This is a genomic window from Flavobacterium anhuiense (assembly GCF_001705175.1).
GTDB classification, from domain to species: Bacteria; Bacteroidota; Bacteroidia; order Flavobacteriales; family Flavobacteriaceae; genus Flavobacterium; species Flavobacterium anhuiense.
The window spans coordinates 3,446,468-3,471,088 of record NZ_CP016907.1; the positions used below are offsets into that span (position 1 = coordinate 3,446,468).

Genomic DNA, 24,621 nt, shown 5'->3' on the forward strand with positions numbered 1-24,621 from the left:
ACTTCAACAATAGAATAACCTCCATTTTTAAAGTAAACGGGCGGAATTATGAATTGCTCAACTTTTTTTTTTCTCCATCAAAGTTGATAGAGGCCAATTGCATCAAGCATAATTCAACTAAAAGTCGCTGATTCTGACTTAATTTGTATTTTAAATCGCAGTCGTTTGCAATGTCAATTCCTTTCAGTAAAAACTCTTGAGAACATTTTTGAGATTGAACTGCATACATTTGTTGCGCCTGTTCACCAACTTCTAATAAAGCAATAGTTGAAGGTGTTTTGCTTACCAATAAATCTCTGAAATGTGAAGCTAAACCTGCAATAAAATGATGCCCGTCAAAACCTTTGGCTAAGATATCATTGTATGCTAGTAAAAGTTTTGGAATCTCATTTTCCAGAAGTAAATCAGTAATCGAAATATAAGTTTCGTAATCTAAAACGTTTAGGTTTTCAGTTACAGCCTGACGCGTTAAATTTGTTCCGCAGTACGAAACTACACGGTCAAAAATAGACAAAGCATCACGCATCGCTCCATCTGCTTTTTGAGCAATAATGTGCAGTGCATCATCTTCAAAAACGATTCCTTGACTTTCAGCAACATCTGCCAAATGTTCTTTAGCATCTTTTACTGTAATTCTTTTGAAATCAAAAATTTGACAGCGAGATAAAATCGTTGGAAGGATTTTGTGTTTTTCTGTTGTTGCTAAAATGAAAATAGCATGTTTTGGCGGTTCTTCTAGTGTTTTAAGAAAAGCATTAAAAGCAGCCGAAGACAACATGTGGACCTCGTCGATGATATATACTTTGTATTGTCCTGTTTGTGGCGGGATTCTAACCTGATCGATAAGGTTACGAATATCATCAACCGAGTTGTTTGAAGCAGCATCTAACTCAAAAACGTTAAAAGCAAAATCTTCGGTAGGATCATCATATCCAGGCTGATTTATTTTTCGAGCCAAGATACGTGCGCAGGTAGTTTTACCAACTCCACGCGGTCCTGTAAATAAAAGAGCAGACGCTAAGTGATTGGTTTCTATAGCATTCAACAAAGTGTTTGTAATGGCTTTTTGCCCCACAACATCCTTAAAGGTCTGCGGGCGATATTTACGTGCCGATACTACAAATTGTTCCATATTCTCTTTTATTGGATAGCAAATATAGAGTATAATTTAATGATTTAAAAATTTAAAAATTGAAAGATTTTTAAGTGATTGAATTGTAGAAAGAAAAAATTATTATCTGCAACGTTTAAAGAAAAAGTAATACTTTTAATGCAAAATATTTAACAGCCTATTTATTATTAATTAAAAAGTATGAACGCAAAACAAATCGTCAAATTAAGTAATATTATCGGAATCACCTCTATACTTTTATTAGTGTATTGGGTTTTTACATTTATTGTAATTGAGGTTTTTGGACTAAAAGTATTTAGAGAAAATATGACCGAAAGCTTTTATTTAAGCATTCTCGGAATTCTTGCTCTTATGGCTGGATCTCTAATAGTGAATCTCATGTTTAATTTGACAAGAATTGCCGAAAGAAAAAATGAAGATGAAGTAAACACCAAATCAAACCGACGCAAGTTTGCTGTCTTGCTTTTAATTTTCCCGTTAATTTTAATTATACTTTTTGGCGGTGATTATTTGACTTCTGCTAAAAAAGAAAAAATGTTAATTAGTTCTGCAAAATCTATTATAGAATCAAACAAGTCAAATAGTGATAAACTTCTAAATTATACTTTTTCTAAAGCGTATATCAAGGAAACAACCGGAATTTTAAGAATCTTGTCTTCAACAGATAAAAACTTTCCGAGCGTAACCTTAATTGTAAAAGATTCCATTAAGGATTCGCCTGTTTTTCTTGGTTTTAATGCTTATTACAATGAAAGTTTGGATACAAATGATAGCATACGGCCCCATAAAGCGAATTATATTTATAAGACAACTAAAGAAGAAAGAGCTTATTTGAATGAGGTTTTTGATAAAAATAATGAGGAATTAAGATATAGTTCGAGTAAAGGAAATTATGAATTGTTTTACCCTTATAAAAAGAATGGAAAAACAATTATTATTTATTTTTCTGAACAGCAGCGATATGGTAAATTAGGAAGCTGATAAATTTATAAGGTATGAAGAAGTATTTTCTACTATTAGTTTTACTTGCGGCATTTACTGTAAAAGCGCAAAAAACTCGAACGAGTCCAATTTATCAATTGCGAATCTATGAGATTTTTGAAAGTAATAAAAAAGAGTTTCACGAACGTTTTCGCGATCATGCTATGCGTATTATGAAGAAATACAACTTTAAGATTATTTCGATTTACGAATCAAAATCAGATAAGAAAACGGAGTTTGTCTATTTTCTAGAATGGCCAAATGAAGTAACGATGAAAAAAGCTTGGGAAGATTTTAGAAAAGACCAAGAATGGATCGATATCAAAAAACTATATACCGAAAAATATGGCGATGTACTAGGGAATATAGAAGATAGGGTCTTGACTAAACTTGATTATTCGCCTAATTAGAGTTTTATAGATTGAATTTATTTTAACCTTAAATTGAAAAATTTGAGTTTTTTTTATGTGCCTCTTTTAAGAAAAGAGCAAAATTCAATTAACTGAAAAACTTATAAAACTCACAGTAACATCCTATAATCTTTTGATGCTTAATCTTTTTAATTTTAAAAATGTAAATTATTAAAAGAGAGTATTATGAAAATGAGATCCATTTTATTAGGAATGAGCCTTAGTATTGCTCTGGTATCATGCAAACCTAGCGATGCTGATATTGAAGCAGCAATTAGAGAAAAACTCGGTGACGTTGCAACGATACAAGTTGCTGTACATGATGGCGTTGCAACAATAGCGGGAACTTGCGAAGACGAAATTTTCAAGAAAAATATTGAAAAAAGCGTACGAGCAACCAAAGGGGTAAAATCTGTAATAAATACCTGCGAATTGGCAAGAGCCAATCAAGAGCCAGCTGCGGCTACTGTTGTTATTAATTCTGATGCCGATTTAGATAAATCGGTTAGCAAAGTTGTAGATGCTTACGACGGCGTTAGCGCTACTGTTGTTGGCGGTGTTGTCACGCTTTCAGGTGAAATTAAAAAAGACAAATTACAGCCTTTAATGCAAAGTATACAAGAATTGCATCCGAAAAAAGTAGACAATAAATTAACTATTAAATAAGGATATCATGAGTATACAGGATAAATACAGAGAAGTAATCGATTTAGCATCTGAATTAGGAATCGAAAATTTACAGGTAAGAGAACAAGATAATGTGCTTTATATTGATGGGACAGCAAAATCTGCTGCAGATAAAAATAAGCTTTGGAATGCTTATGAAAAACTCGATCCAGAATATAGATCGGCTGATGTGGTAATGAATATTGAAGTTGAGGAAGGTGTTTCTAGAGAATATACAGTCGAAATAGGAGATTCTCTTTCGAAGATTGGAAAAGCGTATGGAGTTTCCTGGCAAGATATTTTTGAAGCCAATAAAGACATCATTTCAAATCCCGATTTAATTCAGCCAGGTTGGAAATTGAAAATTCCAACACCCTAAAATTGGCAAATTCCAATAAAAAAAATCCAAATTCCAGATGTGTATTAATACAATTGGAATTTGGATTTTTTTATTTTCAAGCTCTGGATTGGATTTTAAAATTACCGTCCTCTAATGCTTAAATCAAATAAAAACTTTGCTGTTTCCTGGTCTGAATCGGCTGAGAAACCAGCAACATAAACTCCTTTTTTGCCCGAAGTCGACTTAATTCCGTATACAACTGCCTCATCTGCTGGGTCTGACTCACCCTCGTATCGATACACATGAACAATTTCAAATTTCTCAGGATTCTTTTTAATCGCATCAGCATTTCGATTAAAATCGCACGTAAATCCTTTTTCATTCAATTGATCTAAAGCTTTTGAAACAGTTGCGTAATGATACATTCTTTTCATGATAAACTGAATTTAAAATTATAGATTTCTAAAGATAACTATTTTAAAATTAAAAAGTTATGATAAAATTCATAAAATCTGAAATTTAAAATCATTATTGTTAGTTCTTAAATCGCTACTTTTGCAGCGCAGACCGCCTTATCGTCGTTCCGATTTTATCGGAGGGGAGGAAAGTCCGGACACCATAGAGAGGCATAGCGGGTAACGCCCGTCGGTTCTCTCGTTTTTTGGAACGAGAGGATTAGGACAAGTGCAGCAGAAAGTATGTACAGGTAATGCTGTAGTGAAACCAGGTAAACTCTATGCGGTGAAATACCAAGTATATCGGCATTTAAGGGCTTCTCGTTCGTTGCCGAAGGGTAGGTAGATTGAGTCCATCAGTAATGGTGGATCTAGATAAATGATAAGGTATTGTCTTGTTGCAAAATAAGGCGAGAACAGAATCCGGCTTATAGGTCTGCATTTTTTATATATTTGTGAACTATCTAACTTACTTTCATGAATATTACCACTCCAAATCCATCTTCAAAAGCAAAAAAAAGTCTTTTTAGAACTGTTGTAACCAATCTTACTTTTTGGGTTTTAATTGCTATTATTTCGGGTGTTTTACTTGGACATTTTTCTCCTGAAAATGGTGTAAAAATGGAATTTCTAGGCAAGAAGTTTATTCAGCTTATTTCGCTTTTTATTGGTCCGATTATCTTTCTAACGATTGTTTTGGGAATTTCAGGAATGGGAAATCTGAAAAAAGTAGGACGTATCGGGGTTAAAGCTTTAACTTACTTTGAAGTGGTTTCGACCGTTGCTCTTGCAATTGGTGTAGCAGTCGCTTATTTATTTAAACCTGGAAAAATTGATAAATCGGGATTGACTTTTGGCGATGCAAGCCAATATACAAATGGCGCAGCAAAGGATTTTTCTTGGTTGCAGTTCTTTTTGTCCAATTTTACGCTGCAGGTTTTGTTAGCGGCTATTATCTGCGGAATTGCATTGAATTTTTATCAGAAAAGAGAGCAGACGATTTTGGTTCTAGAACGATTTTCTAAGGTGGTTTTCTTCGGATTAAAATATGTAATGTATCTCGCTCCAATTGGCGCTTTTGGAGGAATGGCGTACACAATCGGGAAATTCGGTCTCGCAACTTTGATTCCGCTTGGCAAATTGATGCTTTGCGTTTATTTGACCATGGCATTATTTGTCTTTTTGGTTTTGGGAAGCATATTGAAATATTATAAAATCAGCATACTTTCAATTTTAAAATATATCAAAGAAGAACTTTTACTAGTTCTCGGAACTTCATCTTCTGAGGCTGCTCTGCCAAGTATTATGGTAAAACTAGAAAGAATGGGATGCAGTAAATCGGTTGTGGGTTTGGTGATTCCGACTGGTTATTCTTTTAATCTGGACGGAACTTCAATTTACCTTTCGATGTCGGTGCTGTTTATTGCGCAATTATATGATGTGCATTTGAGTTTCTTCGAAATCCTGACCGTTATCGGAATTCTGATGATTACTTCAAAAGGCGCGGCAGGCGTCACGGGAAGCGGATTTATTGTTTTAGCATCAACCTTAACGGCATTGCATAAAATACCAGTTGAAGGGTTAGCATTTTTATTGGGTGTAGATAAATTTATGAGCGAAGCGAGAGCGATTACCAATTTAATAGGAAACACAGTCGCAACGATAATAATTTCTAAAACCGAAAGAGATTTTACTGATTTGGATTTGAGTAATAAAGTTGCGGAGTGACAGAGTAACAAAGAAGAGTGACAAAGAATTTAAAACTTTGCCACTTTGTTACTTTGTAACTTAGAATTAAGATTCATCTTTAGTTGTTCTCACCAAACTAATGCCCGACATGAAAAAGACAATTCCTAATATTCCGTAAATAATAAGCGATTTGATATCTCTGGTTTCTCCAGATGTGCCGGCAAAAATAACGGCAGTATAAATAAGTCCTACTATTCCGAGGATTGTTAGCAATCCGCCGAAAAATCTTTTTAGGTTCATAATTGTTAGATTTAAAAGTTCTCTAACAAAGTTAAATTTTCATGAGTTAATTGCTGTTATACAATTGCTTATGAAAAATTATATGATTTTCAGAACTTATTTTTCTATTTTAAATTCCAATCCGATATTTCGAACACTTTCAATTTTAATTTTAGGATCTGAATTAAAGTATTTTCTAAGCCTGCTGATAAAAACATCCATGCTTCTTCCTGAGAAATAATCATCTTTTTTCCAGATCGACATTAAAATCTGATCTCTTTTTAAGAGTTGATTATGATTCAAATATAAATATTCGATAAGAGAAGCTTCCATTTCTGTAAGTTGCTGGACGTGATTTTTATTGTTTAGCGTTAAGCGTTCGTTATCAAAAATATACGAACCAATTTCGATTATATTATTTCCATCCAGACTTCTTTTTTGCTCGATTCTTTTTAGGATATTCTGCAAACGAAGAACCAACTCATCAACTTCAAAAGGTTTTGCGATATAGTCGTCTGCACCAAGTTTTAGACCGATGATTTTGTCTTCTTTAAGCTTTCTCGCCGTTAGAAAAATAAAAGGAATTTCTGGATTGATGGTAATTATTTTTTCGGCCAATGAGAATCCGTCCATTTTAGGCATCATGACATCAAAAATGCAAATATCAAAAACCTGATTTTTAAAATAGTCTAAAGCTATTTCGCCGTTTTCTGCCCAAATTACTTCAAATTGATGCAGTTCTAAATACTGTTTTAAAATCGCCGCAAAATCAAAATCGTCTTCGGCTAAAAGTAATCTTTTCAAAATAAGGGAATTAAACTTTTAATAAAATAGTAAACTGAGCGCCTTTTCCTAAATCGCTAATAACGTTTACAGAACCTTGATGCGCTTTTACGATTTGATGCACATAATATAATCCTAAACCTAAGCCTTTAGTATTGTGCAGATTTCCTTGTTCGACACGATAAAATTTCTCAAAAAGGAAGGCTTGTTTGTTTTTGGCAATTCCAATTCCGTCGTCTTCAAAACTTACAGAAAATTGCTTTTCTACAATTCTGGTTTTTACAGTAATCGTGCTCGAACCGTATTTTACAGCATTTTCCAAAACATTTAAAAAAGCGGTTGTCAAATGGAATTTATCCAAAACCAAAATTGTTTTTTCAGTCTGAAAATCGGTTTTCAAAATAATTTTAGGGAAAGCAATCTTAAAATCATTTGCGATAGAAAGCAGGAAGTCTTCGGCTTCTATTTTTTCTTTCTGCAATTCAAGTTCATTTTCAGCCAAAGAATTTGCCATAACCTGATCAATCAAATTCTGAAGGCGATTGTTTTGGCGTGAAATTGTACTCACAATTGCATTGAAATTTTCGTCGTTGTCACGAATATTCTTCTGCGCTAAAATCTTTGTCGAAATTCCTAAAGTTGCCAAAGGCGTTTTAAGTTCGTGTGTGATATTATTGATGAAATCGGTTTTAACGTCGCTGACTTTTTTCTGTTTAATCAAAGCTTTTAAGGCAATGACAAAAAGCGTAATTAAAGTTAGAATGGATAATAAAGATAGAATCAAAATAAAAGTCATTCGTCTCAAAATAATCATTTCCCAATCCATTACAGAAACGTACATTGAATCTTCTGTCAGCAATTGATATTCCTGATTTTCAAAAGTTCCGTTGGTCGTTCCAACATAATTTCTCACTAAAAAAGCATGATTTAAAGAAGCAAGATTTCCGTATAGTTTGTTTTGAATAAAAGGCTTTTCTGAGAAAATGGTATCTGCTTTTTGAGCGTTTTTGTACAAAATGAATTTGTTGAGTACAATGGCAAAATCAATCTTGAAATTAGGCAAATCCCTTTCAAATTTTCGCTGAATTTCTTGTGTTATGGCACTCTGATATTCGTTTTGTAAAACACCAATTTTGATATCCAATTTGGTGTTTTTTCCTTTTATGTATTTTTCAGAAAGACTTTTGTAAAGCGCTTCTTTTTTTGCTACAAAAGCCGAATCAATATCGCTATAGTTATTAGAAATCTGAGCAATTTCATTTTTAATCTGTGTATGAAACTGCGCCACTTTGTATTCGTAGGCTGTTTTTACTAAATAACATTGTACAGTCATAAGCACAATTAATGCGATGACAGAAAATGCGATTAGTAAATTGATTCTTTGTTTCATATCTCTTTGGAATTCTGTTTCAAAAATACAGCTTTTACCATACAAATGGCAGATTAACCCTGCATTAACCTACGATTAACTTTCGGAATTAGGTTTTCAAAGCATTTTTGCAGCAACACTAATCAATTTAAAATGAATATTTATCTGCCCTTAAAACTTCTTATTACACTTTTATTTTTTGGTCTTTCCTATGTTGCTAATGCCCAGAGTGTAACGCCAAAAGATTCGCTTACAAATCAATTGGATGAAATAGTAATCAATAAAGAGAAAAAGACGTTTACAAATTCAAACGGAAATATAAAAGTCGATGTTGCCAATTCGGTTTACAATTCCATTCCAAATCCAGTCGATTTGCTTTCAAAATTGCCAAATGTTCTAGTAAGCTCAGATCGTGAAAATATATCTGTAGTTGGAAAAGGGATGCCGTTGATTTATATTGATAATCAGAGAGTGGGAATAAACGAACTGAACTCTCTCTCTGTGAACGATATTAAAACAATTGAAATCATTCAAAACCCGTCTTCAAAATATGAAGCAGAGGGTCGGGCAGTAATTTTAATTACTAGAAAACTAAGCCGAAAAGAAGGTTTTAAAACTGATATTTCTGAAACGGCTTCGTTTAAAAAGAATTTCAATAATTATTTAGGATTCAATTCCAGTTTCAAAAAAAACAAACTGGAATGGAAAGCCAATTTTAATTACAACCGTTTAAATCCTTGGGAAAATCACAGTATTGCATACCAGATTCCGCAAACATCTATTATTTCAGATTATGATGTTTCTGCTACTACTTACAGAAATCAATATGTTTTTGGCGCAGGTATATTTTACAAAATAAATGAAGAAGATTATTTGTCTATCAATGTAAATGGCAAAAGGCAAAGCGATACTTTCGACATTAACACATTTACATTTAATCAGACTCAAGATGAAATAAATAATGTTTTTACTTTCAGTGATAATGCTAGTGACAAGAATTTTATCAATTCAGTTGTAAATTATTCAAAGAAAATAAAAGCCATTGATACTAAATTGTTTACTGGTTTTCAAGTGTCAAATTTTAATCAGCATTTGTGGAGTTTGGTTCAAAATAGTTTTAATGAAAATGCATTGGAGTTATCTCAAAACCGCGATCAAAAGTTTAATGTCGATGTTTTTTCAGGAAGAATTGATTTAGAAAAAAAGTTCAAAAATGAAATAAACTGGGAATACGGCGGACTTTATTCGGCTGCAAAATCACGATCAGATTATGATGTTTTTGATTATCAGAAAAATGAAAATACAGTTTTCAGTTATAATTTTAAAGAAGAAAATTTAGCGGCTTATTCTCAACTATCAGGAAAAATCAAGAAGATCGATTTCTCAATAGGATTGCGACTAGAAAACACTAATGTAAGCGGAAAATACAGTACGGAGAGTAATGTCATGATTGATAAAAATTACACTAAAATGTTTCCAAAGGCACAGTTTTCTTTTTCAATAGACAGCACAAAATCTATAAGTTTCGATTATTCTAAAAGTGTTTCAAGACCCAATTATTCTTCTTTGAGTATGATTGCAACATATATAAATCCGTATTTTATTTATGGAAGCAACATCAATTTGGGGCCGACATTTATGGATGTAATTTCTACTGCTTTTCAGTATTATGATAAATCTTTAAAATTTACTTTATACCAGAATAAAAATCCTGTTTACCAAGATTTTGTTTTTGACAGTCAAGGAAATGTTTTGACTTTTACTGAGAAAAACTTTCAGAAAGAATCGGGTTATAATATTGAATTTACCCTGCCATTTACTTATAAAATTTGGACCAATACCAATTCTTTAATTTTTGCAACTAATAAAATTGAAGACCAATCGGCAGTATTCAATTCATCTAGAACATATTTGTATTACTATTCAAATAATACATTTAAATTACCCAAAGATTTCACGTTTGTTCTCTCTTTTTGGGGAGCAACCAAACAAAAAGAAGGAGTTTTTGAAAGAAATGCTAAGTTGATTTTCGATTTGTCTCTTGCAAAAACATTTGGCAAGAACTGGAATTGTACGTTGAACTACAATGATATTTTTAAAAACACTATTTATACCGAAAGATTTACAATTAATACGATAAGTTCTAGAGCCAGATATTTAGTTGATGCAAACGAAGTTTCTCTAACGCTTCGTTATTCTTTCGGGAAGATTAAAGATTCTGAATTCAAAGAAAAAAGCGTTAATGAAAACGAAAACCGAATCAGATAAGATTTGAAATTTCAAAAATAAAAATTCCAAATTCCAGTCTCGACATCAGGGAGAAAATTGGAATTTGGAATTGAGATTTTTAATTTTAAAAGTTGAAATTGGAATTTTAAAAATGGGATATTTTTTAATTTATCCTTCGTCTTCTTCAGATTCTTTTTTAGAATCATCATGTGGTAATTCTTCGTCATCATCGGTTGAATTTAGTTCGAAAAAACTAAAATAAGAACCGCCGTAGCTTTTCTGAAACGAAAAATTACTCATATGATCCAATTTGGTATATTTTGAATGCTCGATAATCATCATTCCATCATCTTCCAACAAATCCCTTTCAAAAACAGTCAGAACAATTTTCTCAAAAGTCGCCTGATCCAATCCGTAAGGCGGGTCTGCGAATATAATGTCATACGTAGTTTTGCAGTTTTCTAAAAATTTAAAAACATCACTTTTGGTTGCAGCAATATCAAAATCATATTCTGATGAAACTTGCTTGATGAATTTTACGCATCCGAAATCGCCATCAACAGAGGTGATTGGTGCGCTTCCGCGTGAAGCAAATTCATAGCTGATATTTCCCGTTCCTGAAAAAAGATCTAAAACCTTCAAGCTGTCAAAATGAAAATGATTATTCAAAACATTAAACAATGCTTCTTTACTCATATCAGTCGTTGGTCTCACAGGTAGATTTTTTGGCGGAAAAATTCTGCGTCCTTTATATTTTCCTGAAATGATTCTCATGATTGAAATAAGATATAATGTTTTTGATTTTGAGCGGTTGTAAAGCTGTTTCTTTCTTTTAGGTTTGAGACATCCATAAAAGAAATATGGCGCACGTATTTGTAAGCTATAGCATAAAATGGATCGTTTTCTGAAATGGTTCCCAATAATTCTAATTTGAAACTTTCAGGATTCATGCTCATTTGCTCAGCCGTAAATAAAATGTAGTAGATAAAATCTTCTGGGGTATTGTATTCGAACGTATTAAACAATAAAAGTTTTTGATTCTGCACCACGATAATTTCAAAATTACCAGGATTAAAATTCACAATCATTTTTTTGTCGTCATTGTTTCGTGAATTGTCCAGAATTTTTTCGACCAAAATCGTATTGGCGTGTTTAGAATCAAAAGATCCTACATTGTCAATCAGGAAATTGTTGATATTCACATACGGAATATAAACAGAATTCATTTGATAATTAGGAATTTGATCAAAAGTAAAGTGATCTGTTTCAAATACTTTTGTAGTGTATTGAAGGTAACTTCCTAAATAATTCTCATCAAATAAAGCAGTTGGAACAAACGTAGAAAGATTGTTATTATGGATAACCATTACTTCGTCGTAAGTTTCTTTTAATTCAGGATTAACCTTAAAAGCATTGCTGAATAAATCTTCAATTCGGCTTGTTTTGCTAGTGGTGTCAAACTTTATTTCTTTGAAAGAAGTAATGACATTGTTTAAAGTATCAAAACAGCAATATGAAAATCCAGTCAGGGAAACCTGAATTGAAAGTTTTCTGTAATTTTTTGAAGTAATGTTAGTATTTTGTAATGACATAGTTGATTTACAATTCGTTACCTGTTTTAAATCAAGAAAGAATTTAAGCGACCACAAACTTACAAATAAAAAAAATAACAATGTCAATTTCAATATCAATGAAAAAGACTTAATCAACATGCAATTTCAAAATTTAATATTGCAAAAAAGTTACCAGAATGTTATCATTTTGTTTATTATCAGTTATTTAAGTATGTGATTAAAATTTAAGTTTGAGATTGTTTTTAATTTTCATATTAAACTTGATTTTGTCATTGAAATTGATTTTTGTCATTGCCATTAAAAAAAACGATCTTTGTATTTCAATTTTATTTTATGAATTCTGCACAGTTTTACGGTATTTTACAAAAACGATTTCCTTTTCCTCCAACCTATAAGCAGGATATTTTTTTTCAGAAAATTGCAATCTTCCTGACTGAACCTCAAAACGACACGATTTTTGTTTTGAAAGGATATGCCGGAACTGGAAAAACAACCGTTATTTCTACTATTGTCAATAATTTAGACGATATCAATAAAAAGTACGTTTTATTGGCGCCAACTGGACGCGCGGCAAAAGTAATTGCCAATTATTCTAATAATCCAGCTTTTACGATTCATAAAAAAATATATTTTCCGAAGAAATCTTCTGGAGGTGGAGTAGCATTTACCAAACAAGTCAACAAACATAAAAACACCATTTTTATCGTCGATGAGGCCTCGATGATTTCAGACAGTACTTTAGACAGCGGTTCACTTTTAGACGATTTGATCAATTATGTGTATTCAGGACAAAACTGTAAAATGATACTTTTGGGAGATACGGCCCAGCTTCCGCCAGTAAATTTGGATGTTAGTCCAGCTTTGGATATTGATACTTTGGGTTTTCATTACAGTAAGGAAATTGATCATATCGAATTGGATGAGGTAATGCGTCAGGAAGAAAGTTCTGGGATTCTATATAATGCGACAGAACTGCGAGAATTGCTTAAAGAGAGCTTCATTACCGAATTTCGATTTAATGTAAAGAAGTTTAAAGATATTGTTCGCTTGACGGATGGTTATGATATTCAAGATGCGATAAATTCGGCTTACAGCAATTATAGTATTGAAGATACTGCTTTTATTGTTCGTTCTAATAAAAGAGCAAATCAGTACAACGAGCAAATCAGAAGTCGTATTTTATTTAAAGAAAGCGAACTTTCGGTTGGTGATTTCTTAATGGTAGTTAAGAATAATTATTTCTGGCTGAAAGAAACTGACGAAGCTGGATTTATTGCCAACGGAGATATTATTGAAGTTCTGGAGCTTTTCGGAATAAAAGAATTGTACGGATTTAAGTTTGCGAAAGTAAAAATCAGAATGGTCGATTATCCAGAACAAAAGCCTTTTGAAACGGTTTTAATTCTAGATACTTTAACCAGCGAATCGCCTTCTTTAACGTATGAAGAATCAAATCGTCTATACGAAGAAGTGATGAAAGATTATGAAGACGAGCCAACCAAATACAAGAGATTTCAAAAGGTAAAAGAAAACGAATATTTCAACGGACTTCAAGTTAAATTTTCATACGCAATAACCTGTCATAAATCGCAAGGTGGACAATGGAATACTGTATTTATCGAACAGCCATTTTTACCAAACGGAATTGATACTGATTACATTAGATGGCTTTACACCGCTATGACACGTGCCAAAAATAAGCTATATTTGATTGGATTTAAGGACGATAGTTTTGAGGAGTAATGGTTTGCCACAGATTAAAAGGATTTTTGCAGATTTTTCTCGTTTTAAGTTAAAATGCTGGGATGCTTAATTTTTGTTTCACGCAGATTTTGCAGATTGAGCAGATTGTCAATTTAAAAAACGCAATCAAATAATCTGCTCAATCTGCAAAATCTGCGAGAGAAATTTAACCGTATTCAAAAAAAACTTTTTAATCTGTGGCAGAAAAAAAATAAAAATGACAACACTAAACGACTTACATTCGATTTCATCTACGTTTTCGAATACAGATAAAATGCCGGTTCTATTTTTAGGGCACGGCAGCCCAATGAATGCTATTGAAGAAAATCAGTTTGTGACTGGTTTTCGTAATTTGGCTAAAACACTGCCACAACCCAATGCTATTTTATGCGTTTCTGCACATTGGTTTACAAAAGGAACAAAAGTAACGGCAATGGAAATGCCAAGAACCATTCATGATTTTGGAGGTTTTCCGCAAGCACTTTTTGATGTTCAGTATCCAGCAAAAGGAAGTCCAGAATTGGCAGTTGAAACTAAAAAGATCTTAGATCCCGTTATGGTCGAATTAGACGAGCATTGGGGATTAGATCATGGCGCTTGGAGCGTAATTAAACATTTATATCCAAACGCAGATGTCCCTGTTATTCAGTTGAGTATTGATTATACCAAATCGGGACAATATCATTTTGAATTGGCTCAAAAACTGCAGGCACTTCGCTACAAAGGCGTTTTAATTATCGGAAGCGGCAATATTGTTCATAATCTTAGAATGGTCGATTTTAGAAATTTTGATAAAGACAATTACGGTTATGATTGGGCAATTGAAGCGCGAGAAACCGTAAATAATTATTTATTGGATGGAAATTTTCAGCCTTTAATTGATTTTGAAAAACTAAATAAAGCGGTTCAATTGGCGGTTCCAACTCCAGAACATTATCTTCCGTTGTTGTATACTTTAGGTTTAAAAGATAAAACGGATGAATTGGATTTGTTTAATGATAAATTATTGGCAGGGTCTTTAAGTATGACTTCGGTAAAAATCATGTAATCAACTTTACGTAATAATTTTTATAATCAAGAAAATCAGTATTTTGACAAGAATGTCGTTAAAATGTCGCAAACAAACCGTTATCAAAATCAACTTTTCAAAAGTAGTTTTGTCGAAATAATAAATCAAAATTGATTATGAACGAAATTGGAAAAAAGATAAAAGAAATAAGAAAGAAAAAAGGTCTTTCTCAAGAAGAATTAGCCGAAACTTCAAAAGTAAATTTAAGAACGATTCAGCGCATTGAAAATGACGAAAACGAACCACGTGGGAAAACCTTGAATCTGATTTGTGAAGTTTTAGATATAAATGCTGAAGATGTTTTAGATTATGGAAAGCATGAAGACAAAAGCTATTTGATCGTTTTTCATCTTTCAGTATTAGTATTTCTCGCAATTCCTGTCGGAAATATTATTTTGCCTCTTATTTTATGGATTGCGAAAAAAGATAAAATTATCGGACTAAAAGAAATTGGAGCAAATCTGCTCAACTATCAAATAGTTTGGTCGATTTTTACTTTTATTGTAATAACAGTTTTTGCTGTTTCTAAAATTATGCATTACGGTCAATCTTTAATGCTTTTATATATTTTTATAGCATTTTATATTTTGAATATAGCTTTGCCAATATTTTTTGCAATTAAAACAAGCAAAAAAATGAGCATCAATCTATATCCAAATCTGATAAGAATAATTAAGTAAGATCAGGATAATTATAATTTGAGAAAGGAAATTATTTTGCCTTTCTCAAATTATAAGCATACAAATAACCATCTGTGCTTCCATAAAAAATAACATTATTGCTAATAAATGGTGAAGAAACAATTGGTCCCAATCTATAAAATTCATTCATTACTCTGTGATTCTCTGCATAAATAGACAAATCGGTTGCCTTCGCCACGTGGGTAAAATCTAAAAGATCATTGTTTAAAATTGTTTTAGCGTACTTTTTTCTATTTTCGGTTGGAGTAACTTGGAATTCTTTTTTAGAAAGTAAATTTAGACTGAAGAAATTCCCCGAAAAATCTCCAAAATAAATCGTATTGCCGGCAATGGCAGGCGAAGAATAAACATATCCATTTCCTTTAAAACGATATTTCTCTTCTCCGGTTTTTGCGTCCAATGCCAATAGAGCATAAGTGTCTGAAGTTCCTACATAAACGGTATTGTCTTTAATAACAGCCGAACTCAAAATCCAAGAGTTTTCAGCATTGTATTTCCAGATTAATTTTCCTGTTTCAGCATCAAGCGCAAAGAAATACGGATCTCTTGCGCCAAAATATACGATACCGTCAGAAACTGCTGCAGAAGCTTGAATTCCTGTAAAACCAGTTTTGATTTCAGTAGAAAACTTCCATTTTTCTTTTCCCGTTTTGCAATCCAAAGCATAAAAAACGCCATCCCATCCACCAAAATATAAGGTGCTTTTGTCTAAAACAGGAGTGCTGTGTATAGCGGCTTTGGTTTGGAAATTCCATTTTAGAGTTCCATTTTTAGCATCAACTGCATATAGGTTTCCATCACTGCTTCCAAAAATCGCCAATGCCGATTTATTGTCTGAGTAAATAACAGGCGTTGAAAGGTAAAAGTCCCATAAGTCAGCCATTAATAAATCGCTTGGTTTCATGCCCCACATTCCAACTTCACTGTACCAATGTTCGCCTTTGGTTTTAAAACGCCATATTTCTTTTCCTGTTTTAGCATTTAGAGCATAATAATGACCGTCAAAACTTCCGAAATAAACAATATCATTGTAAAGGCTTGCCGAACTGTGAACGGCTCCATTGGTTTTAAATTTCCATTTCTGTTTTCCCGATTTTTCATCGATAGCATAAAAATTACCATCTTCACTGCCAATATAAACGATTCCGTTTTGAACAATTGGAGATGAAAAGACTTTACCTTCTGTTTTAAATTTCCATTTTAAATCTTGTAAAGGCTGATATCCTTTTCCTGAAAAAATGCGATTAGAAAATGGATTTAAGAGATTTGACTTGCCAGTTTGTGAGAAACCATTTAAACTTAGAATTAAAAAGAAATATAGCAGAAGTAAAGTAAAGTTTCTTTTCATGTTTTTTCTCATAAAAATAAAAATATTATAAGAGATTAAAATGCAACGCTTTAAGAAATATGTTATAAATACATTTTGGAAAGTGTTTTGTAAATAGTATATCTGTTTTTAGAGGGAAATAGCGAAAGAAGGCTTCAAAGTTTTCCAGTTGTTTTCCATTTAATTTGTTTATTTTTGTGTAAGTAATTGTTTGTCAGTTGATTGTTTTGTTTTTGTCTTCTTTTTAAGTAGTTTTTTAAATGCCTTTTGTGATTAACTGGTGATAATTTAAAAAATAACAGAAGATGTTTACAAATGAAGTAAGAGTGCGGCATCAGCACTATAATCACTGATAAAATTAAGATGAATCCAAACAAAGCATTATGGGAAAAAGGCGATTTTACACGCGTTGCAGAATCTATGAGAGAAAGTGGTGCGGAATTGGTTGCCAAAATTGGAATTAAAGAAAATAGTAACGTTTTAGATCTCGGCTGTGGCGATGGGACTACCGCAATACCTTCGGCAAAATTGGGGGCCAATGTTTTAGGTGTTGATATAGCAAGAAATTTAGTTGAAGCTGGCAATCTTCGAGCAAAAAAGGAAGGATTGGATAATATTGTATTTCAAGAAGGTGACGCAACTGATTTGAATGAATTGAAAAATCAATCTTTTGATGTTACGATGAGCATTTTTGGAGCTATGTTCGCTCCAAAACCTTTTGATGTTGCCAAAGAAATGGTTCGTGTTACACGGCCTGGAGGTAAAATTATTATGGGTAATTGGATACCAGGAGATCCAACGTTGATTGCGCAAATCTTGAAAATTAGTGCTGAATTTACACCTCCGCCTCCTGAGGGTTTTGTAAGTCCAATGCTTTGGGGTATTGAGGATAACGTAATCGAAAGATTCACAAATGCAGGTGTTCCAAAAGAAAATATTTCTTTTGAGAAAGACACCTTTACATTTAAAGCCACATTTCCACCTTCGGAATGGCTAAATCGATTAAAAACGTACTATGGTCCAACTATGAATGCTTTTGAAGCTGCTGAACAAAACGGGAAAACTTCAGATTTGTATGCTAAACTTGAAGGATTAGTTAATAGTCAAAACCAAAGTAATGACAATTCTACATTAATTCCTGCAACTTATCTTCGTGTTACAGTTTTGATTTAATTTTTTGTCTTAATATTCTTGAACATGATTTTCATCTTTACAGAAATAGAAATACAGAAAATTTAAAAGTAATTTTTGCATATTTGCAAACACTTAAAACTAGTGAAAGTTAAATTACTAAATTTTGAGTTTTTTAAACTCAGTAAAATAGAAGAATGAAAATAATAGCAGTAATTCCAGCTAGATATGCTTCAACACGTTTTCCAGCAAAACTGATGCAAGATCTTGGAGGCAAAACAGTAATTTTAAGAACTTATGAAGCGGCTGTTTCAACAAAGCTGTTTGATGATGTTTTTGTAGTAACTGATTCTGATTTAATTTTTGATGAAATTGTGTCTAATGGCGGAAAAGCCATTAAGAGCATCAAAGAACATGAATCTGGAAGTGACCGTATTGCTGAAGCTATTGCTGACCTTGATGTTGATATTGTAGTAAATGTTCAGGGTGATGAACCTTTTACAGAAGCAGAGCCTTTGGCGCAAGTTTTATCGGTTTTTAAAAATGATCCAGATAGAAAAGTTGATTTGGCTTCGCTAATGCGTGAAATCACAGATGAAGACGAAATCAACAATCCAAATAATGTAAAAGTCGTGGTTGATCAGTCGCAATTTGCATTATACTTTTCGCGTTCTGTAATTCCGTATCCAAGAGAGAAAAATGTTGGAGTACGGTATTTTCAACATATCGGAATTTATGCTTTTAGAAAACAGGCTTTATTAGACTTTTATAGTCTTCCAATGAAATCTTTAGAAGCTTCTGAGAAGTTGGAGCAATTACGCTATTTAGAATTCGGAAAACGTATTAAAATGGTTGAAACCACTCATGTTGGAATTGGAATTGATACGGCTGAGGACTTGGAGAGAGCGAGAGCTATGTTGAAGGATATTTAATTAATTTGAATAACATTATCCACAATCTTGTCATTTCGACGAAGGAGAAATCTCTGCGAGAAACTCCACAATGCTGATCAATCTTTGTCGAGCTACTTATGGAGATTTCTCCTTCGTCGAAATGACAAAACTGTGTGGACACTTTGGCTAAAAACAAAAAAAACGCTCCAAAGCTTGGAGCGTTTTTTTAATATCTAAATCGTATTTTTATTGATATAAAGCTGGATACTTAGAAGGATTTACTTCGTGCATCATATCGTACACTTTCTCGTAAATATCTTCTGCAGAAGGTTTGGAGAAATAATCTCCATCCGTTCCGTAAGCAGGTCTATGCGCTTTTGCAGCTAAAGTCTGTGGCTTGCTATCCAAATGTTTGTAAGCATCTTGTTCTTCTAAAATCTGCTGTAAAATGAAAGCTGAAGCTCCTCCAGGAACATCTTCGTCGATTACTAAAAGACGGTTGGTTTTGGCAATACTTTTTACAATGTCTTTGCTAACATCAAACGGAAGTAAAGATTGAATATCGATCACTTCGCAGTCAATTCCTTTTTCTGCCAATTCATTAGCCGCTTGCATAACCAATCTTAAAGTTGATCCGTAAGAAACTAAAGTAATATCAGAACCTTCTCTTAAAGTCTCTACAACTCCAATTGGCGTTTTGAATTCACCAAAGTTCAAAGGAGTTTTTTCTTTTAAACGATATCCGTTCAAACATTCGATAACCAAAGCAGGTTCGTCACATTCTAACAAAGTGTTGTAGAAACCAGCTGCTTGCGTCATGTCTCTTGGAACCAAAACGTGAATTCCGCGAATCGCATTGATAATCATTCCCATTGGAGAACCAGAATGCCAAATTCCTTCCAAACGGTGTCCACGAGTTCTAATAATTAATGGCGCTTTTTGTTTTCCAACAGTTCTATATTGCAATGTAGCTAAATCGTCACTCATGATCTGAATAGCGTACAATAAATAATCTAAATACTGAATTTCAGCAATTGGACGTAATCCTCTCAATGCCATTCCGATTCCCTGACCAATAATAGTCGCTTCACGAATTCCGACATCGGCAACACGAAGTTCTCCGTATTTTTCCTGCATGCCTTCAAGACCTTGATTTACGTCTCCGATGTTTCCAACATCTTCACCGAAAATTAAAGTTTCAGGATATTTCGCAAACAAAGCATCAAAATTATCACGAAGAATCATTCTTCCATCCAAATCTGGTTTTGCATTTTCTGCATATTTAGGAAGAACTTTTTGTACAGAAAATACATTTTGAGCCGATTCCGAATGCTGATTACTGCTGAATTTTTCTTGAGTTTCATTCAAGAATTTTGTAATCCAATTTGATAAAAGAACTTTGCTATTTGGCACTTCAATAAAACGAAGGATCTTTCTAGCATAAACTAATAATTCCTTTTTTAAAGGCGCTTTAATTGCAGCCAATTCAGAAATTAATTTTTTGATTCTTTCTTTATGATTGATGCTTGCTTCAGCAATTTGCTCCAATAAAGCTAAGAGATTCTTTTGTTCGTCAATAATAGGATTGATGAAGTTATTCCAAGCTTCTTTTTTTGCTTCTAAAACTTCTTTCTTTAATTCGAAATCAAGTTCTGCCAATTCCTCTGGAGAAGCGATATTAATGGCAATCATCCAAAGACGCATTTGACGAATACAGTCAAAATCTCTTTCCCAAGCCAGTCTTTCTGCACTTTTGTAACGTTCGTGAGAACCAGAAGTAGAGTGGCCTTGCGGTTGAGTCAATTCGTTTACGTGAATTAAAACCGGTATATGTTCTTCGCGTGCAATTGCTCCAGCTCTTTCGTAAGTAGAAACTAATTCGGCATAATCCCAACCTTTTACTCTAAAGATTTCATAGCCTTTAGAATCTTCATCGCGTTGGTATCCTTTTAAAATTTCAGAGATATTTTCTTTAGTCGTTTGGTGTTTAGCGTGAACCGAGATTCCGTATTCATCATCCCAAACGCTCATTACCATCGGAACTTGTAGAACTCCTGCAGCGTTTATGGTTTCAAAAAATAAACCTTCAGAAGTACTGGCGTTACCAATGGTTCCCCAAGCTACTTCATTCCCATTAACAGAAAATTTGTCTTTAATTGTAATACCGTCAACGTTTCTGTAAATTTTTGATGCTTGAGCCAAACCAAGCAATCTTGGCATCTGACCAGCTGTTGGAGATATATCTGAACTTGAATTTTTTTGTTTTGTTAAGTCTTTCCAAGAACCATCTTCGTTTAAACTATGCGTTACAAAGTGTCCTCCCATTTGTCTTCCTGCAGACATCGGATCAAAAGCTAAATCGGTGTGACCGTATAAACCGGCAAAAAACTGTTTAGCGTCCAATTCGCCGATAGCCATCATAAAAGTTTGGTCGCGATAGTATCCAGAACGGAAATCTCCGTTTTTAAAAGCTTTTGCCATTGCCAGCTGCGGAACTTCTTTTCCATCTCCGAAAATACCAAATTTAGCTTTTCCTGTTAATACTTCTTTTCGACCTAAAAGACTACATTCACGGCTTGTAACCGCAATTCTATAGTCATTCAATACCTCAGTTTTGAAATCTTCAAATGTCAGTGTAGTATTGGTTTTTTCTTTTATCATAATCTTGTAGGGTCATGTTGTTTATGTCGCGAAATTACTTAAAAACAATCAATAATCATAATTCTTTGAACTAAATATAATTTAATTATTTGTATTCAAATCTAAAAACTACGTATTTTATTTATGTTATTTTTATATGTAATTTAATTTTATTGATAATTTCGCAAGTTTTTGTTTAATTTTTATTTGATTAAAACCATTTTCGGGTAAAAAGAGTAACTAACGTTTTTGGCGAAAATGTGATGATAAATCGTATTTTTTCATTGTATTTAGGTTGTGATATTTCCCATCCGTTGTTAGAATAAACAGGAAAATAGAGTTCAAAATAGTCAGGAACAAGGTTTAAACGCACTCCAGAATCGTAAGCAAAGAACTCATTTTGATGCTTATTTTTCAAAAAACCAATGTCTCCATAAAGTTCTACCCAGTTCCATATCGCATAACTTGCGTTTAGAGTTGTCATCCATTGGTTAGCGTATGAAGGCTCTAATTGTGACTTGAAACCTCCTTCGGCAATTACATATTGCTGACTAAAAAATCCCGTACTTTCTGATCTTCCAAACAAATTGTAATCAAATAAATAATCTGTCGGACGGTCTAAACCAAAACTAAAATAATCTGAGTTTGTTGTATTGTATAAGAAACTTCCAGCATATAGCCTTAAATTTAACTTTTTATTATTTTCGAATAATCTTCTGTATTCTACTTCTCCCGAAACTTTTCCGAATCCGCTAGAAAACTGCAAATCGGTCATAAAATTAAAATGATCAATTAATTCAGTTTTGGTATTGGAATAACGTGCGTTGAAAACAGAATAGTTGGGTTCTGAATTATCTGTAATATAACTGCTCGCTTCACGGTTTACCATAACCTGTCGGAACATAAACGCTTGCTTTCTATTGTCTCTAAAATCTTTTTCGCGAATGCGGAACACCACCATCGGATTTAATCTCAAATAAGTGGCATCTGGCGCATAGTGAAAATAGTTTTGACTGATAGAATAGCGAACATTATATAAGGTGCTGTTTCTGTAATACTGGTTCCATGAAAAAGCTGATGAACCCGAAATTGTACCTGCCTTGATTGAGTAGGCCGGATTAATATCAAAATTAAAAGGCTTGTCTAAAATAGTTTTATTATGAAAACGGATTCCAGGCGTGAAACCATCATAATAATTATAATTTAATGTCGGAATGTATAAAATCTGATTGTAATCTGGATCTTCTAAATCTTTAGCGAAATTAAATTTTATAGGACGATTCAGCGCAACATGTTTTAGAGATCTCCAGTTGTTTCTCTGATTGTACTCTGGAACTTCATTATTGTAATTAATGACAATTTTGTCTGCGTTTTTTCGGCTGAACTCATAAATAGAATCTTTTTTGGTAGGTTCAATCCATTCTTTAAAAACAACTTCTTTCTTTTTAATTCCGTAAATCGGAATAGGAGCGTAGATTCCAGTTTTATTTTTAACCGAAAATGTAACGCTGTCTGCAGTTCTCGACACATTCGAAAATTTATAATCGATAATATCTCTGGAATCGATTATGGTTTTAAAGAACCAGTCGATATTTTTTGGACTTTTTTGAGTTAAGATTTTTTCAAAATCATAACGGTTCGATTGTCCAAATTGGTTAAGATTGTAAAACTCTTTTACGCTTTTAGGCACAATATCATGATTAAGATAATCGTCTAAATAACTCAAACTTAAACCAGCGCGGTATTTGCTGGCAATCTGTTCGTTAAATTTTATAAGCGTGTTTTTCGGGTCTCCAAGCGGCTGATCCAGATTTTTACGAGCCATCAGCATATAATAATAGCTGTATTGTTCGTTAAAAGTAAGATTGGTAATGTTGTAGCTTTTAAAGAGTTTCATGTCCGAAAGTCTTCCCAGCATTTTTTCATCCTGATGATGTTCTTCCATATACTTCATCATGGTATAAATCTGGATTCCGTCATATACCCAATTGTCTTTTCTCGGATCTAAACGCAGACTGTTTTTGAGATAATTATTTAAAAAAGTTTTTAAAAATTGAATCTCAAACATAAAATCATCTTCAAATGGACTAATAAACGAAGGCAGCTGATTTAAACCATAAAACGGATTTCGGTCATAATCTGCCTGAGAAACAGTAATTCTCTCATGTGGGTACTTGCCAATAAATTTTTCAGCATAAGAAACCACTCGATTGATAATAATAGCTTTTTGAAATTCGTCTATTTTCTTATTTCTTAAATTCGTAAGAACTTGCAAAGAGCCATTATCATAAATCCTAAAACTATTTTGCTTTTCGATATAAAGACTTAAATCGGTTCTGTTTTTGCCCGAAAAAGAATAAATATTATAGCTCTGATTGGTTGAATCTTTGGAAACTGGATTTAAATCGGTAGTTATAGAATACTGATTCGGAATTTTAATTTCCACCTCATAATCACTCACTGCATTTGCAATATCATCCAGATTGAAATTATTGTACTTGACAAAAAGTCCATTTTCAAAACGAGCGGGGCTTAAGAACCAGTTTTTTAATAACATGCCACCATTTTGATCGAATCCAAAATGGGTGAATTTATCATTTGGTATTTTTACAATATAATTAAGGTGTAGATCGATTTTTTCGTTCGGTAGAAGTTTACGATTCAATCGTATAGTGATATAATCAGGATCTTCGGCGCTTCTTTCCCATTCCAGAGCCGAAAAATTGGTTTCGGTTAGATTTATAATGGTAGTTTTTCCTCTGTCGACAGCTTTGGCTAAATGAAAACCTCTGTAAAACTCATCAGAAAAACGTCTTGCCAAAGGCGTGTTTTTGTCTGCAAAAGCATTATTCCAATCATTCAAAACAATCGAAACCAGAGTGTCATTTGTAGTATTATGATACGTAATATCCTGTTTTATATTCAGTGTCTTAAGCTCAAGATTTACCGCCACTTCCATCTTAGATTGATGTTGTGCAGTTAGTTTTATCGAAAATGATAAAACTATAATGAGGCAAATAATTTTATAAAGTGCTTTCAAATAATGGCTTAAAAATTATCAGACATACTTATGTACGGACATAATGAAGTTACGGATTTTTGTAAAAATAGTATAAAAAAAGCTGTTTAAAAAAACAGCTCTCAATTTTTACGTATTTGCAATATAATTTAACCATATAAGTGATAAAAGTGTTTTTAACGCAAAGCTTA

21 protein-coding genes and 1 other RNA gene are annotated in these 24,621 nt (G+C 32.9%); 12 read left to right on the forward strand and 10 right to left on the reverse strand.

What is annotated here, in order from left to right:
* Positions 1-46: 46 nt before the first annotated feature.
* Positions 47-1,132 (reverse strand): DNA polymerase III subunit gamma/tau, encoded by a 1,086-nt coding sequence (gene dnaX, locus BB050_RS15095; protein ID WP_066034110.1) that lies wholly within the window; start codon positions 1,130-1,132, stop codon positions 47-49.
* A gap of 180 nt (positions 1,133-1,312) precedes the next feature.
* Between dnaX and BB050_RS15100 the strand changes: the two genes are divergently transcribed.
* From BB050_RS15100 to BB050_RS15115, 4 genes are all read left to right on the forward strand, one after another.
* Positions 1,313-2,113 carry a hypothetical protein gene (locus tag BB050_RS15100; RefSeq protein ID WP_066034111.1) on the forward strand — a complete coding sequence of 267 codons (801 nt, stop codon included), beginning with the start codon at positions 1,313-1,315 and terminating at the stop codon, positions 2,111-2,113.
* A 14-nt stretch (positions 2,114-2,127) separates the two neighbouring features.
* Positions 2,128-2,523: an NIPSNAP family protein gene (locus BB050_RS15105; protein WP_066034112.1), complete on the forward strand. Its 396-nt coding sequence runs from the start codon at positions 2,128-2,130 to the stop codon at positions 2,521-2,523.
* Between the two features lie 186 nt (positions 2,524-2,709).
* Complete coding sequence (locus BB050_RS15110; RefSeq protein ID WP_066034113.1) at positions 2,710-3,189, forward strand: BON domain-containing protein; 480 nt, start codon at positions 2,710-2,712, stop codon at positions 3,187-3,189.
* 7 nt (positions 3,190-3,196) lie between these two features.
* On the forward strand, positions 3,197-3,568 hold the full coding sequence (locus tag BB050_RS15115; RefSeq protein ID WP_066034114.1) for a LysM peptidoglycan-binding domain-containing protein: 372 nt from the start codon (positions 3,197-3,199) through the stop codon (positions 3,566-3,568).
* A 101-nt stretch (positions 3,569-3,669) separates the two neighbouring features.
* Here the strand turns inward: BB050_RS15115 and BB050_RS15120 are convergent, their stop codons facing one another.
* Entirely contained in the window at positions 3,670-3,963 is a 294-nt protein-coding gene (locus tag BB050_RS15120) for an SH3 domain-containing protein (protein ID WP_008467915.1), read from the reverse strand.
* A gap of 125 nt (positions 3,964-4,088) precedes the next feature.
* Between BB050_RS15120 and rnpB the strand changes: the two genes are divergently transcribed.
* Both rnpB and BB050_RS15130 read left to right on the forward strand, forming a co-directional pair.
* Positions 4,089-4,431: RNase P RNA component class A (gene rnpB, locus BB050_RS15125), an RNA gene on the forward strand.
* Positions 4,432-4,461: 30 nt separating this feature from the next.
* A complete protein-coding gene (locus BB050_RS15130) occupies positions 4,462-5,712 on the forward strand; it encodes a cation:dicarboxylate symporter family transporter (protein WP_066034115.1) in 1,251 nt (416 codons plus the stop codon).
* Between the two features lie 66 nt (positions 5,713-5,778).
* Here the strand turns inward: BB050_RS15130 and BB050_RS15135 are convergent, their stop codons facing one another.
* The 3 genes from BB050_RS15135 to BB050_RS15145 form a co-directional block, all read right to left on the reverse strand.
* Positions 5,779-5,973 carry a hypothetical protein gene (locus BB050_RS15135; protein ID WP_008467912.1) on the reverse strand — a complete coding sequence of 65 codons (195 nt, stop codon included), beginning with the start codon at positions 5,971-5,973 and terminating at the stop codon, positions 5,779-5,781.
* Positions 5,974-6,069: 96 nt separating this feature from the next.
* On the reverse strand, positions 6,070-6,756 hold the full coding sequence (locus BB050_RS15140) for a response regulator transcription factor (RefSeq protein ID WP_008467910.1): 687 nt from the start codon (positions 6,754-6,756) through the stop codon (positions 6,070-6,072).
* 10 nt (positions 6,757-6,766) lie between these two features.
* Positions 6,767-8,125, reverse strand: a complete 1,359-nt coding sequence (locus BB050_RS15145) for a sensor histidine kinase (protein WP_066034116.1) — start codon at positions 8,123-8,125, stop codon at positions 6,767-6,769.
* 132 nt (positions 8,126-8,257) lie between these two features.
* Here BB050_RS15145 and BB050_RS15150 point away from each other — a divergent pair, with 132 nt between their 5' ends.
* Positions 8,258-10,372 carry a TonB-dependent receptor domain-containing protein gene (locus BB050_RS15150; RefSeq protein ID WP_066034117.1) on the forward strand — a complete coding sequence of 705 codons (2,115 nt, stop codon included), beginning with the start codon at positions 8,258-8,260 and terminating at the stop codon, positions 10,370-10,372.
* 129 nt (positions 10,373-10,501) lie between these two features.
* Here the strand turns inward: BB050_RS15150 and BB050_RS15155 are convergent, their stop codons facing one another.
* Positions 10,502-11,107, reverse strand: coding sequence for an RsmD family RNA methyltransferase (locus tag BB050_RS15155; protein WP_008467905.1), 606 nt, complete (start codon positions 11,105-11,107; stop codon positions 10,502-10,504).
* Positions 11,104-11,925, reverse strand: coding sequence for a DUF3822 family protein (locus tag BB050_RS15160; protein WP_035691950.1), 822 nt, complete (start codon positions 11,923-11,925; stop codon positions 11,104-11,106). Before BB050_RS15160 ends, BB050_RS15155 begins: the two co-directional genes overlap by 4 nt.
* Positions 11,926-12,240: 315 nt before the next feature.
* On the opposite strand from BB050_RS15160, the gene BB050_RS15170 reads away from it, so the two are divergent.
* The 3 genes from BB050_RS15170 to BB050_RS15180 all read left to right on the forward strand — a co-directional run bounded on the left by BB050_RS15170 (position 12,241) and on the right by BB050_RS15180 (position 15,399).
* Complete coding sequence (locus BB050_RS15170) at positions 12,241-13,650, forward strand: ATP-dependent DNA helicase (RefSeq protein ID WP_066034119.1); 1,410 nt, start codon at positions 12,241-12,243, stop codon at positions 13,648-13,650.
* Between the two features lie 217 nt (positions 13,651-13,867).
* Complete coding sequence (gene ygiD, locus BB050_RS15175; protein WP_066034120.1) at positions 13,868-14,698, forward strand: 4,5-DOPA-extradiol-dioxygenase; 831 nt, start codon at positions 13,868-13,870, stop codon at positions 14,696-14,698.
* Positions 14,699-14,835: 137 nt separating this feature from the next.
* Entirely contained in the window at positions 14,836-15,399 is a 564-nt protein-coding gene (locus BB050_RS15180; RefSeq protein WP_066034121.1) for a helix-turn-helix domain-containing protein, read from the forward strand.
* A 31-nt stretch (positions 15,400-15,430) separates the two neighbouring features.
* Here the strand turns inward: BB050_RS15180 and BB050_RS15185 are convergent, their stop codons facing one another.
* The gene (locus BB050_RS15185) at positions 15,431-16,768 is read right to left on the reverse strand and encodes an outer membrane protein assembly factor BamB family protein (protein WP_066035185.1); all 1,338 of its coding nucleotides are present in this window, start codon (positions 16,766-16,768) and stop codon (positions 15,431-15,433) included.
* A gap of 342 nt (positions 16,769-17,110) precedes the next feature.
* Here BB050_RS15185 and BB050_RS15190 point away from each other — a divergent pair, with 342 nt between their 5' ends.
* Positions 17,111-17,920, forward strand: coding sequence for a class I SAM-dependent methyltransferase (locus tag BB050_RS15190; protein WP_066034122.1), 810 nt, complete (start codon positions 17,111-17,113; stop codon positions 17,918-17,920).
* Positions 17,921-18,075: 155 nt separating this feature from the next.
* Positions 18,076-18,810, forward strand: a complete 735-nt coding sequence (kdsB, locus tag BB050_RS15195; RefSeq protein ID WP_066034123.1) for a 3-deoxy-manno-octulosonate cytidylyltransferase — start codon at positions 18,076-18,078, stop codon at positions 18,808-18,810.
* Positions 18,811-19,017: 207 nt separating this feature from the next.
* Here kdsB and BB050_RS15200 read toward each other — a convergent pair whose 3' ends face one another.
* Together BB050_RS15200 and BB050_RS15205 are read right to left on the reverse strand one after the other, a co-directional pair.
* A complete protein-coding gene (locus BB050_RS15200) occupies positions 19,018-21,432 on the reverse strand; it encodes an alpha-ketoacid dehydrogenase subunit alpha/beta (protein ID WP_066034124.1) in 2,415 nt (804 codons plus the stop codon).
* 190 nt (positions 21,433-21,622) lie between these two features.
* Positions 21,623-24,370 carry a gluzincin family metallopeptidase gene (locus BB050_RS15205; protein WP_066034125.1) on the reverse strand — a complete coding sequence of 916 codons (2,748 nt, stop codon included), beginning with the start codon at positions 24,368-24,370 and terminating at the stop codon, positions 21,623-21,625.
* Positions 24,371-24,621: the final 251 nt, after the last annotated feature.